The 12,098-nt window shown below is 37.4% G+C and carries 15 protein-coding genes; 5 read left to right on the forward strand and 10 right to left on the reverse strand.

The genetic code is table 11. The annotated features are described in order from the left end of the window. Positions 1–46 precede the first annotated feature (46 nt). Together bshA and V3Z67_RS12450 are read left to right on the forward strand one after the other, a co-directional pair. Entirely contained in the window at positions 47–1,177 is a 1,131-nt protein-coding gene (gene bshA / locus V3Z67_RS12445; RefSeq protein ID WP_330123119.1) for an N-acetyl-alpha-D-glucosaminyl L-malate synthase BshA, read from the forward strand. Beyond that, entirely contained in the window at positions 1,177–1,614 is a 438-nt protein-coding gene (locus V3Z67_RS12450) for a protease complex subunit PrcB family protein (RefSeq protein WP_330443615.1), read from the forward strand. Before bshA ends, V3Z67_RS12450 begins: the two co-directional genes overlap by 1 nt. Before the next feature lie 29 nt (positions 1,615–1,643). Here V3Z67_RS12450 and V3Z67_RS12455 read toward each other — a convergent pair whose 3' ends face one another. From V3Z67_RS12455 to V3Z67_RS12495, 9 genes are all read right to left on the reverse strand, one after another. Further along, positions 1,644–2,291 (reverse strand): hypothetical protein, encoded by a 648-nt coding sequence (locus V3Z67_RS12455; RefSeq protein ID WP_330443616.1) that lies wholly within the window; start codon positions 2,289–2,291, stop codon positions 1,644–1,646. 3 nt (positions 2,292–2,294) lie between these two features. Next, complete coding sequence (locus V3Z67_RS12460) at positions 2,295–2,843, reverse strand: hypothetical protein (protein ID WP_330443617.1); 549 nt, start codon at positions 2,841–2,843, stop codon at positions 2,295–2,297. 72 nt (positions 2,844–2,915) lie between these two features. Further along, positions 2,916–3,746 (reverse strand): endonuclease/exonuclease/phosphatase family protein, encoded by an 831-nt coding sequence (locus tag V3Z67_RS12465; protein WP_330443618.1) that lies wholly within the window; start codon positions 3,744–3,746, stop codon positions 2,916–2,918. 2 nt (positions 3,747–3,748) lie between these two features. Next, positions 3,749–4,423 (reverse strand): ATP-binding cassette domain-containing protein, encoded by a 675-nt coding sequence (locus tag V3Z67_RS12470; RefSeq protein ID WP_330443619.1) that lies wholly within the window; start codon positions 4,421–4,423, stop codon positions 3,749–3,751. Then, on the reverse strand, positions 4,420–4,692 hold the full coding sequence (locus V3Z67_RS12475) for a hypothetical protein (protein ID WP_330443620.1): 273 nt from the start codon (positions 4,690–4,692) through the stop codon (positions 4,420–4,422). The genes V3Z67_RS12470 and V3Z67_RS12475 overlap by 4 nt, the downstream gene beginning before the upstream one ends. Before the next feature lie 3 nt (positions 4,693–4,695). Further along, on the reverse strand, positions 4,696–5,013 hold the full coding sequence (locus V3Z67_RS12480) for a hypothetical protein (RefSeq protein ID WP_330443621.1): 318 nt from the start codon (positions 5,011–5,013) through the stop codon (positions 4,696–4,698). An 82-nt stretch (positions 5,014–5,095) separates the two neighbouring features. Beyond that, positions 5,096–5,557, reverse strand: coding sequence for a GNAT family N-acetyltransferase (locus V3Z67_RS12485; protein WP_330443622.1), 462 nt, complete (start codon positions 5,555–5,557; stop codon positions 5,096–5,098). Positions 5,558–5,569: 12 nt separating this feature from the next. Continuing rightward, on the reverse strand, positions 5,570–6,862 hold the full coding sequence (locus tag V3Z67_RS12490; RefSeq protein ID WP_330443674.1) for a DEAD/DEAH box helicase: 1,293 nt from the start codon (positions 6,860–6,862) through the stop codon (positions 5,570–5,572). A gap of 69 nt (positions 6,863–6,931) precedes the next feature. Beyond that, on the reverse strand, positions 6,932–7,966 hold the full coding sequence (locus V3Z67_RS12495) for a formimidoylglutamase (RefSeq protein ID WP_330443623.1): 1,035 nt from the start codon (positions 7,964–7,966) through the stop codon (positions 6,932–6,934). Positions 7,967–8,072: 106 nt separating this feature from the next. On the opposite strand from V3Z67_RS12495, the gene V3Z67_RS12500 reads away from it, so the two are divergent. Continuing rightward, the gene (locus V3Z67_RS12500; protein WP_330443624.1) at positions 8,073–8,939 is read left to right on the forward strand and encodes a hypothetical protein; all 867 of its coding nucleotides are present in this window, start codon (positions 8,073–8,075) and stop codon (positions 8,937–8,939) included. A gap of 60 nt (positions 8,940–8,999) precedes the next feature. On the opposite strand, the gene hutI is transcribed toward V3Z67_RS12500, so the two are convergent. Next, the gene (gene hutI / locus V3Z67_RS12505; RefSeq protein WP_330443625.1) at positions 9,000–10,238 is read right to left on the reverse strand and encodes an imidazolonepropionase; all 1,239 of its coding nucleotides are present in this window, start codon (positions 10,236–10,238) and stop codon (positions 9,000–9,002) included. A 67-nt stretch (positions 10,239–10,305) separates the two neighbouring features. Here hutI and corA point away from each other — a divergent pair, with 67 nt between their 5' ends. Together corA and V3Z67_RS12515 are read left to right on the forward strand one after the other, a co-directional pair. After that, the gene (corA, locus tag V3Z67_RS12510) at positions 10,306–11,391 is read left to right on the forward strand and encodes a magnesium/cobalt transporter CorA (RefSeq protein ID WP_330443626.1); all 1,086 of its coding nucleotides are present in this window, start codon (positions 10,306–10,308) and stop codon (positions 11,389–11,391) included. A 1-nt stretch (position 11,392) separates the two neighbouring features. After that, a complete protein-coding gene (locus V3Z67_RS12515) occupies positions 11,393–12,097 on the forward strand; it encodes a DUF1003 domain-containing protein (RefSeq protein ID WP_330443627.1) in 705 nt (234 codons plus the stop codon). Position 12,098: the final 1 nt, after the last annotated feature.

A 12,098-nucleotide genomic window follows, 5' to 3' on the forward strand; every position in this document is an offset into this window, starting at 1 on the left:
TTTTTTTTATTTAATTTCGTTACTCTTTATTTAGTTTAAATCTTATATGAAAATCGCTATAGTTTGTTATCCAACCTTTGGTGGTAGTGGAGTTGTCGCTACAGAACTTGGTTTGGAACTGGCGCGCCGCGGTCACGAAATACACTTTATTACCTACAGTCAGCCCGTGCGCCTTGCCCTATTGAATCCTAATTTACATTATCACGAAGTACACGTTCCCGAATATCCTTTGTTCCATTATCAGCCTTATGAACTGGCACTTTCCAGTAAACTGGTAGATATGGTAAAGCTACATGGTATAGAGTTACTGCATGTACATTATGCCATACCACATGCTTATGCAGGGTATATGGCTAAAAAGATGCTGAAGGAACAGGGAATTAAAATCCCAATGGTAACCACACTTCACGGTACCGATATTACCCTTGTGGGTAACCACCCGTTCTATAAGCCGGCAGTGAGTTTCAGTATTAACCATAGTGATGTGGTAACATCAGTATCTCAGGCTTTAAAAGATGATACTTATAAGCTTTTTGATATTAAAAGGGACATTGAGGTTATTCCTAACTTTATTGAGGTAGACAAGAAGAAACTGGAGGAAAACTCTCCGTGTCACCGCTCTATGATGGCTACCGAAAAACAAAAAATCATTACGCACATCAGTAACTTCAGGAAGGTGAAGCGTATACCTGATGTGATAAGGATATTTAACGAGATACAAAAGGTAATGCCTGCCAAACTGATGCTTGTGGGTGACGGACCTGAAAAAGAACCTGCAGAAAAGCTTTGTGATGAACTAGGGCTTGCCGATAAAGTAATCTTTTTTGGTAATAGTAGTGAGATCAATGAAATTTTATGTTTTAGCGATTTGTTCCTGCTACCGTCTGAAACCGAGAGCTTCGGTCTTGCAGCACTTGAAGCTATGGCAAACGGGGTTCCGGTAATATCAAGTAACACGGGAGGTTTACCAGAGGTTAATAAGGAAGGCTATTCCGGCTATCTTGCCGATGTTGGTGATGTAGAGACTATGGCAAAAAGGGCAATCTCTATTTTGGAAGATGACGAGATATTGCTTAAATTTAAAAACAACGCCCTAAAAGTGGCTCAGGAGTTTGATATTCAGAATATCGTACCTTTATACGAAAGATTATATAAAAAAGCCTTAAAACACAAATAATGAAAAAATTAGCCAGCCTTTTTATCGTGCTTTTGGTAGTAACCGGATGCCGAATTAACATTGTTAATAATATTAATGCTACAGGTATAGTGAGCTTTGAAATTTTACAGCAGTCGGCTTACGGTGGTAGAGAACAGCGTTCTGATATGGTTATAACCAACCAGGATGATTTACAGTCGTTATACAGCGAACTGAACCTGGGAGATGCTCCTTATGTTGATTTTGACACTAATAATGTGGTGGCTCTGTTTTTAGGCCAAAAATCATCGGGAGGTTACAGCATAGGTGTGCGTAGTGTAATGGTTGAAGGTAATGTTGCCACAGTAAAAGTAAGCATAAGGAAACCGGAACCGGGAGAAAATGCAACAATGGCAATAACTACTCCATACAGCATAACGGTAATACCGAAAACCGAAAGAGTAATAATAGAAGAATAAATAAAAAATCCCGGTACTACCGGGATTTTTTATTTTAGGATAGCGGTTAAATCAGGATTCCATTTTATGGTATCAGGATTATAAGGCTCTCCGCTTTTTTTGTATTGTAATACTATATTTTCCTGTTGGGTTGTACGGCGGCAAATAATACGTCTGTTTTTTTTATCCCCTTCTAATTTTTTAAATATTTGATTTACTTCGGCAGATTGAAATGAGTCCTTTTGTGAACTAATATAAATATACATGCGTTCCTCCGTCTTTTGGGAATCCATAACCTTTGATTTGAAAAAAGTTTCAAAATCATCAGCAGGTATATCGATAATATCTTTAGGATAAAGTTTTATAAACGGAGCAGGAAACGGACCCTGATCTAAACCAGTACCACAATAAAGAGGTATATAGGCACGTGGTTGATAAAAGTAATATATATAGTTTAGGGAGTCGATTATAAAATTATGGTTGGAGTAATATTGATCATCATAAAAATAAGGTATTAATACAGGCTCAATACCGCCTGAATCTTTATCACGAAATTCTTTAAGTTTTACCAAGTACTCTCTTTCATTTTTTTCCTGTATAGCTTCGGTATTGTAATAAGTAATATCTTTTTCATCAGTATGCTTTGCTTCCTTACAACTACCTAGGATAACAAACAATATAAATATTACTTTCTTCATAGCTTAGGGTTGTATTGGCCAGTATTTTTCAAAGTAAATTTTAGTAGTATCCCATTCAATTAAATGTGGGTCGTATATAATTCCGGTTCGCTCTTGTGTTTTATACTTAAGTACAATGCTTTCTTCCTGAGTTAGGGGGCGAACAATCCACAAGGGCTTGTTTTTACTTTTAGCAATTTTGGTAAGTATACTTGTAAGTATGGGAGAGTTAAAGGTGCCACTGGGAGTTGCAATAGCTAATGTATTTAGCTGTTTTGTAACGGGGTTCATGTCACCATTAACTATATTCAGGTCTATAAAATGGTCTATTATTTTACTGTCAATCCTTACTAAATCATCAGGGAAAAGATTTATAAATGGTGTTTTACCCGGATATCCCACACCTAAACAATCACTGCTAAACGTTGGAGCTTTGGCATAAAAATAAACAGTATTAGTGCTGTCTATAATAAAGTTACACCTGCCATATAAATCATTAAAGCGGGGTATGGTGGTATCATATTTTCCAATGGAATCGGCTATCCATTGTTTGTCAGTTATTATAGGTATCATTATTCACAGGAGCATTACTTTCCTTGCAGGATATAATGAGTAAAGCTCCTATGAACAATAGTTTTTTCATGTTTATTTTACTTTTAGTTCCACATATACCGGTAAATGGTCTGATGGATACCTACAATCCTTAGAGTCGCTTAAAACGGCATATTTTAGAACTTTTACTCTTTTTTGAGGTACAAATATGTAATCTATTCTTTTGGTTACCGGTTTATGAAATTCAAAGGCATTAAATGTACCATCAGGTCCAAAAACCATTTTGGCTACTTTTTTAGAATCGTTAAGCAGTGATGACATCAGTTTAATACTTTCGGTATCTTCTTCCAGATTAAAGTCGCCCGTAACCGCAAACGGAAGATTATCTTTATTTACTTCCTTAATCTTATCTGTTATCATTTTAACGCTGTTTGTACGAGCAACATTGCCTACATGGTCAAAATGAGTATTGAATATCCATATTTTCTGTTTGGTTTTATTGTTTTCAAACAATCCGTAAGTACAAACGCGGTTGTAGGCGGCATCCCATCCTTTTGAAGGAACATCGGGAGTTTCAGATAACCAGAAAGTATGATTTTCCAGCATTGTGTATTTTGATTTATTATAGAATATAGCCGAGAATTCACCTTTATTTTTACCGTCGTCACGACCTACGCCTATGTGGTCGTATTTAACCAGTGCACTGTCCAGATACTGCATTTGGTGAGGTAGTGCTTCCTGAACACCCATAAAATCGGGTTCAAAAAAAAGTACCTGACCCGCAAGCATGACTTTACGATTATCCCATATGTTTTCTCCATCGCTTGCTACATCAAGACGGATGTTATAGCTCATTACTTTTACATCCTGAGCTTTTGCCACTAGGGCAAACATGGCTAATGCCAAAGCAAAAATATTTCTCATTGTTATTGATTTACGGCTCCTATGTAGCCGTGTGTTATTAATTCTTCAGGTTTATCTATAGGTATTATTTTACCCTCTTTTACTAAGAGGTTCTTGTCGCTTATATCCAGTATATCATGGTAATAATGATCTGTAACTATTATGCCTTTTTCCTTTTTCAGTTCGGTAAGCAGTTCCTGTATTTTTTCTTTATACAAGGGCTCTACCATAGAGAAAGGCTCATCCAGCATTAGGAAAGGGTGGGGAAGGTGACTTACTATTAACAGTTCAATGTAACGTAACTGCCCCATAGAAAGGCTTCCTACTTTTTTATCTCTTAAATGATGAATTTCAGGTCTGTAAAACAGTTTGTCCTGAAGGCTGCCTTGAGGTAATACTATCGGGATAATATTTTTTACCGTTTTATTTTTAGGCAGGAATGGATCCTGTGGTAAATAGGCAATTTTTTGTTGGGAAATAATGTCTTTCGTTTTACAGTAACTCCCGTTAATGCTAATAGAAATACTATCGGCTTTTTCACTACCGAAAATAACTTTAAGCAATGTAGATTTTCCGCTACCATTCCTTCCGAAAATACCAACAATCTCTCCGGTATCACAACGCATATAAGTGTTGTCCAGTACCGTTTTGTTTCCAAAACGTTTAATTATTCCTGATACAGAAAGACTTTGTTTCACGATAGTAATATTAGTAAAATAAAAAGAGGAAGGGCTATAATGGCATTAATAACTAATGTCATTACCCCAAGCTTAAGCTTGGTAAATCCCAGATTATAGTATAAGTAAAGTTCGTTTTTATAAAAATAGTAGTACCCAAAAAAGCCAAAAGCCATCCCGAAAGTACACAACATTAAAGGTAGCATGATGATATTATAAAAAGTAATACCCAGACTCACAATAAAGTTAATCAGATTTACCCTAAGGAAAAAAATCCAGTATGCCCTCATGGATTAGTCACGTTTGTTACGACTTACAAGAAGTTTGTCTATAATGCTTTTTGACATAGGGTCGGTGTCCTGTTCATCTCCGGTTACCAATATACCTTTTATGCCGCTTTTGGATTCAATACCATATACGGTAGCCTCTTCATCAGGGTTGGTATCGCCCTCGTAGTAGTAAATATGTGAGATTTCAAATTCTTCGGCCTCAAATTTATCGGTGTTGCAAACCAGGCAGTTTTCATGCAGGTTAAAGTCTTCGGTAAATCCTTTTTCTCTTAGTTCCTCAATGGCTTTTAGTACCGTGGCGTAATGATATACAGGTTTCATACAAGTAAAAATTATAGTTGGTTATCAAAATTAAGCTTAATCCCCCGATTACAGGTTACAAAAAGGTAAAAAACAATTGTTATTACAGCCTTTTTGTGAACTTAAAATGGGTATCGGCAAAACCGTTATTAATGTAAAAACGGTGTGCTTCTGTTCTGCGTTTGTTAGAGGTTACCTCCAGTAGGTTGTATCCCTTTTCTTTAAGCAGGCTTTCCATTGTTTCCAGCAAAAACCGTCCCACTTTATTGTTGCGGTATTCCGGGGTTACATATAATTCCTGTATTTCAAAAACCATGCTAAGATGATGTAGCAGTAACTGACCGTGGCAACTGCAAAAACCAATAACGTTTTGTACGGCATCTGTAACCACTATATAGATGTAGTTTTTGTTTTCAAGATTTTCAAAATAATACTGTTCAAAAATACCATAATCAAAAACGGTGTTCTCGAGTTCGTTTATAAAGCCATATATAGCCTTTATATCCTGTTTTGTGGCAAACCGTGCAGTCATATCACTAATAATAAGTGATTTAAATATAAACAAAAAAACGCTGGTTTAATACCAGCGTTTTTTCTTTTTCTTTGAAGCTTCCGATTTTCTTGATTTCGTATTGTTGCTCCCCGGTTTTGATTTGCCGCTACGGGCATTATTCTTTTTATTTCTAAGGTCAGGTTTCTGTCCTTCTTCTTTTTTGTTTTCTCCTTCCTGATTACCATAAGGATAAGGATGATCGTCAATAACCTTGATTTTTAGCCTTATAAGTTTTTCAATATCCTTTAGGTAAGGAAGTTCATCACGGCCGCAAAATGATATTGCCAGTCCTGAGTTACCTGCACGTCCTGTACGTCCTATACGGTGTACATACGTTTCGGGGATGTTAGGCAGGTCAAAGTTTATTACAAACGGAAGGCTTTCTATATCAATACCCCTAGCAGCTATATCTGTAGCTACAAGAACCGATATTTCCTTGTTCTTAAAGCCTTCAAGCATACGCTGGCGTGCACTTTGTGACTTATCTCCATGTATGGCTCCGGCTTCAATACCATTCTTTTTAAGTGCCTTAACTACGTTGTCTGCCCCGTGTTTGGTACGTGTAAATACCAATACGTTTTTAAGGTTTTCGTTACGTATAAGGTGGTAAAGCAGTTTACGTTTATCGGCTTTATCTACTAAGTAAAGCTGTTGCTTAACCAACTCGGCTGTACTTGATATTGGTGCAACCGAAACATACTTAGGATCGTTTAGGAAACTATCAGCCAGTTCACGTATTGGTAATGGCATTGTAGCCGAGAATAATAGTGTCTGCCTGTTATCGGGTGTAAGCTTGATAATCTTTTTTACATCGTTAATAAAGCCCATATCTAACATTAGGTCGGCTTCATCAAGTACTAAAAAGTGTAGATGATCTAAATTTATAAACCCCTGTTTATGAAGGTCCAAAAGCCTTCCCGGAGTTGCAATAAGGACATCAACTCCTTTTTTAAGCTGGTCTACCTGTGGTGCCTGATTAACACCTCCAAAAACGGTTAACTGACGTATATTGGTATATTTACCATAGTTATCAAAGCTTTCACCTACCTGTAACGCCAATTCGCGTGTAGGTGTGATTACTAAAGCCCTGATGCTTTTTCTTTTCTTGGCTGATCCTACTATAGGGTGCAGCATATTAATCATAGGTATAGCAAAGGCTGCAGTTTTACCTGTACCTGTTTGTGCCGTACCCACAAGGTCCTTTTCATCTAAAATGGCAGGTATTGCCTGTTGCTGTATAGGAGTAGGGCTTTCATAACCCTCATCACTAATAGCTTGTAGTATAGTTCGGTGTAAATTTAAGTCGCTGAATTTCATCATATAAAAAAGCTGACCCGATTAAAGTTTACCGGGTGCGCTGCAAAGGTACGTTAAATAAAATTAGTGTTACTCTCCGTTTTTGGCTTTAATAAAATCGGTTACCAGATAAGCGATAAGCTTTCCGGTTAAATGGCTGTTCTTTTCGTTGTCTAATGTCGGTGCTCCTTCACAAAGATGCAGGTAGGCTGCATTTTTGTTTTTCCCGAAGTAATGTATAAACTGCCTTACCTTTTCTACGCTAAATCCGCTGGGTGTCATGGCACTACTGGCAACATTAGGCAGCGAATCAAGGTCTATTTCTATACCAAATTTTTCATCTTCTATGTAACCAAGGGCATGAGCCATTTCGTCACTAAAGCTTTTTTCTTTCCTTACGGCAATTTGCTCATACGTATTATAACGCACACGTTCGCTTAGCTTTTTAATACTTTCCATTACACCTTTTGAGGCATAATTTTCATGCAGCCCGAAAATGTAGTACTTTTTAAGGAAGCCTTCTTCCATGGCATAAGAGAACCCGTTACCGCTGTGACGTCCTTCCAACTGACGGAAATCAGTATGGGCATCAAAGTTAATGGCATTTACAGGTTTACCGTTTGCAAGCGCCGCACCTTTTATATTACCGTATGCATTGTTGTGACCTCCGCCAATAATAATAGGTGTTTTACCTGCTGTAATAATTCGGTTCACAACGTGAGAAACTTCCTTGTCAATTTTCTCTACCAGATGGGAGAGCTTTTTACGGTCTTCCTTTTCATTGATGTTTAAGCCTTCTGCCTCCTTCATGGCATCAGTAACATCAATATGACCAAGAATAAGCACTTTATTCCCTTTACTGAATTTGTTATGCTGAAGGTTAACAATGGCTTTTATGGAACTTTCCCATGCCGATGAAGCACCTGCACGCCCAAAGTTAGCACGTACGCCTAAGTCTTCGGGCACGCCCAAAATAACATAGTTGGCTTCGCATGATTTAAGAAATTCAAAGGGTTTTTTGTCCTTTGGAATGGTAAGTATACGCTCACCAAATTTAATCTCTCCGCTACGGTGGGAGGTATATTTAGATAAGTCTGTGGCTGTAAACCTGATGATGTTTTCCATACAATAATAATACGATTCAAAAATACAATTTTCCTATAAAATTTCGTTAAAATGAACCCATAGAATTAAAATATGTATAAATTTGGCAAAAACAATTTAATAAATAATGGAACAACAAAAAAGTAACTCTAGTTTAAAAGCGATTATAGTAATACTATCCATATTACTAGTTGGTAGCCTTGCGTACATGTACAAAATGAGCACCGACAATGAAGCAACAGAAAAGCAGTATATCTCAGAAAAAGACCAGCTTCTTAGCGATCTTGAGAGTGCTAAAGCAAGTTATGATGCTGCTATTGCTGATAACTCCGGTTTAAAAAGCGAACTTGAAGCTGAGCGCGCAAAAATTGAAGAACTTATTGCGCAGGTTAAAAAGGCTGAAGGTGATGTTGCTTCTTTACAAAAATACAAAAACAGCTACTTTAAGCTAAAAAGCGAGATGGATAACCTGCTTGCTGAAAACAAAGCACTTAAAGAGCAAAATGAAATGCTTACTGTAGAGCGTGACAGTACTGCTGTAGCACTTAACGAAACAAGACAGTACAATGATACACTTGTTGCACAAAACATGAAAATTACTGAGAAAGCTTCTAAACTTTCAATTGTTAATTTAACTGCTGAAGCGTTTAAAGAAAAAAGTTCAGGTAAACTTGTTGCTACAGATAAAGCAAGACGTGTAGACAAACTTAAAATATCATTCACTATTGCAGCTAACGAAGTGGCTCAAACCGGTAACAGAATGTTTTATGTACAGGTTATAGACAGCAAAAACAATGTTCTTGGTGAGAAACAAACCGAAACTTTTGGTGACTATACTTTAACTTACAGCTTCGTTACCAACGCTATTTATGAGAACAAGACTGTTACAGTAACAGAAATCCTTTCAGGGTCTGACTTTGAAAAAGGTCTTTACCACGTAAATCTTTTTGATAAAGATAAACTTGTTGCAAACGATACTTTTACTTTAAGGTAATAAGTAGTAACAGTTATAAAATAAAAAAGGAGCCTATATAGGCTCCTTTTTTATTTTGGTTTAGCTTATAACTTTTCCTTCAACGATTACTGTGTCTATAAGGTTACTGCCAAAAGCATAAGGTAACTGATAATAGGAGGTAAGCGGTTGGGTTATGATAAGATTAGCTCTTTTACCCTTAGTGATGCTACCATGTGTTTTTGATAAATCCATGGCATAAGCACCATTTATGGTTGCTGCATTTATGGCCTCTTCCGGTGTCATTTTCATTTTGATACAGGCAGTAGCCACTACAAGGTTCATGTTTCCTGACGGAGTAGTACCGGGGTTAAAATCGGTAGCAAGTGCCAGTGGTAGTCCTGCTTCCATCATTTTACGTGCCGGAGTATATGGTATACTGATAAAGAAAGAACAGGTAGGCAGTGCCACAGGCATTGTTTTAGTACCTTTTAATACTTCTATATCCTCATCTGTTACAATTTCAAGATGGTCTACACTAAGGGCATCATACTTCACACAGGCTTCAATACCTTTAATAGCGGTAAACTGGTTTACGTGAATTTTAGCCTGTAGTTCGTATTTTTTACCGGCTTCCATAATACGTTCGGTTTCCTCAACAGAGAAGTATCCCGTTTCAAGGAAGGCATCAATATAGTCTGCCAGTTTTTCCTCGGCTATTTTAGGAAGCATTTCATTAATAATAAGGTCAATATAGGCGCTGTGATTTTCTTTATATTCAGCAGGGAAAGCGTGTGCTCCTAAAAAAGTAGCTTTGATGGCTACTGGGTATTCTTCCCTTAAACGCTTAATTACCCTTAACATTTTAAGTTCGCCTTCAACGGTTAGTCCGTAACCCGATTTAATCTCTACAGCTCCGGTTCCCTGTTGCATAACCTCTTCAAGGCGGCTGCGCGATTGCAGGTATAAATCCTCTTCAGATGTTTCGTTAAGCTTTTTAGCTGAGTTAAGTATACCACCACCTCGGGATGCAATTTCCTCATAACTAAGTCCGTTTATACGGTCTACAAACTCCTGTTCGCGGTTGCCTGCATAAACAATATGGGTATGGCTGTCACACCATGATGGCAGTACGGTTTTTCCGGTTGCATCTATAGTTTGTACACCTGCAACATCAGGGCAGTTTTCAATAGTACCATAATCGGCAATAATGTTGTTTTCAATCAGTAAGTATGCGTTTTGTAAAGAAGGCAGCACGGCCATGTCTTTTCCTGAGACTTTCTCAATTCCGTTTTCCCTTACCTGCAGCAATTCTTTAATATTCGTAATAAGTATCTTCATGAATTAAACTTTTTGTAAAAATAGAATGGATTTTAAAAAACTCCTATATTTATGGAAACAAATCGACATGAAGAGGATTAAATACCGAAAAGTACGTAAAGTTCAGCCTAATTATTATGAGTATACAGGCGCCTATAAAAATGATCCTGTTGAAATGCAGCTTTTTACTTATAATGAGCAGGGCTGTAAGGAATACCAAAAAGTACACCTTGATGTTATACAAAAAGAATGTACATCTTCTCAAAATCAAAATTCAATTATATGGCTTAATATACACGGATTGCATGATGTGGAGCTTATAAAGCAGATAGGCGAACTGTTGCATGTGGAAAGTTTTATAATTGGTGATATACTAAATACATCCCGCCGTACCCGTATTGAGGAGCTGGGTAATGATATACTGTTTTTTAGTGTAAAATCAGTACTGCCGGAAGAAGAGGAGGGAAGCATGGCTACCGAACAGATAAGTTTTTTACTGAAGGATAATATGATAATTTCGTTTCAGGAGAAAAAGAGTGACTATTTTTCACACATTCGTGAACGAATAAGGACGGGTGTTGGGGTGATTCGTAAAAAGAAAAACGACTACCTGCTTTATTTGATGCTTGACGCTATAATGGAAAACTTTTTTGTTACCATTGAAAAGTATGAAGACCGTATTGAGGCGCTGAATATGCAGGCGAAAACCGACCAGAGAGCCGATTTTATAGCCGATGTTGAAAAAGCAAAAGAAAACCTGAACTTTCTGAAACGTTCTATAACACCAATACGTGAGGCCTTATTCAATATTAAAAATGATGAGGATGAGCAGGATTATGAGGTTATAGAAAGTACCAGTTATACCTTTTTTACACGCCTGCACCAAAAGAGCCTAGAACTATTAGATCAGATTGAGTATGACATGAACTCACTGGACAGTGCCTCTAACTTTTATTATTCGGCACAAGGGCAGCGTATGAATGAGATTATGAAAACCCTAACCATTTTCTCGGTAGTATTTATGCCAATGACTTTTGTGGTGGGGGTTTACGGGATGAATTTTGACCATATCCCCGAACTGCATTTTAAGAACGGATATTTTTATGCTCTTGGGCTTATGGTAATGCTTGCCCTCATTATGATAATTTATTTTAAACGTAAAAAATGGTTTTAATATGCAGAAGTTTACCAGTGACATTTCCAAAAAACAGTTTCCTGATTCTGAAAAAGTATCGGCTAAATTAGTACGTGAGCCTATACTGGACATCATCAAAAAAGATCACCCTGATTTTGATGTGAGTTGTAACCTCTCGCTTTCTGAATTAGCTCATTACAGGAAAAAGTACATATCCGACTTTATGAATACCCAAATGGGTGAGCTTACCGATATGGAGCAAAAGGTGGTGGAATCGCTTAACGAAAAGACACTTATTAGCAATACCCTTGCCGATGAGGAAGAAACTACCACTTATACGGTAGGGCAGCGCGTAGCCGATAAGGTAGCAACTTTTGGTGGTAGCTGGACATTTATTATATCGTTTATGGTTTTCCTGTTAGCATGGATAGCGCTAAATGTTTTTTGGCTTACCAATAAGGCCTTTGATCCTTATCCGTTTATCCTGCTTAACCTGATTTTGTCCTGCCTTGCAGCGTTACAGGCTCCGGTAATTATGATGAGCCAAAACAGGCAGGAGGAGAAAGATAGGGAGAGGGCTAAAAACGATTATCTCATTAACCTGAAAAGTGAACTTGAAATAAGGCTACTTCATGAAAAGCTGGATCACCTTATACTACACCAGGAGCAATCGCTTATTGAGATACAAAGGGTGCAGATTGATATGATGAATGATATTTTAAAACGTATGGAGAAAAGGCATTAGA

The organism is Flavobacterium sp. C4GT6 (genome assembly GCF_036347315.1).
GTDB lineage: Bacteria > Bacteroidota > Bacteroidia > Flavobacteriales > Flavobacteriaceae > Flavobacterium.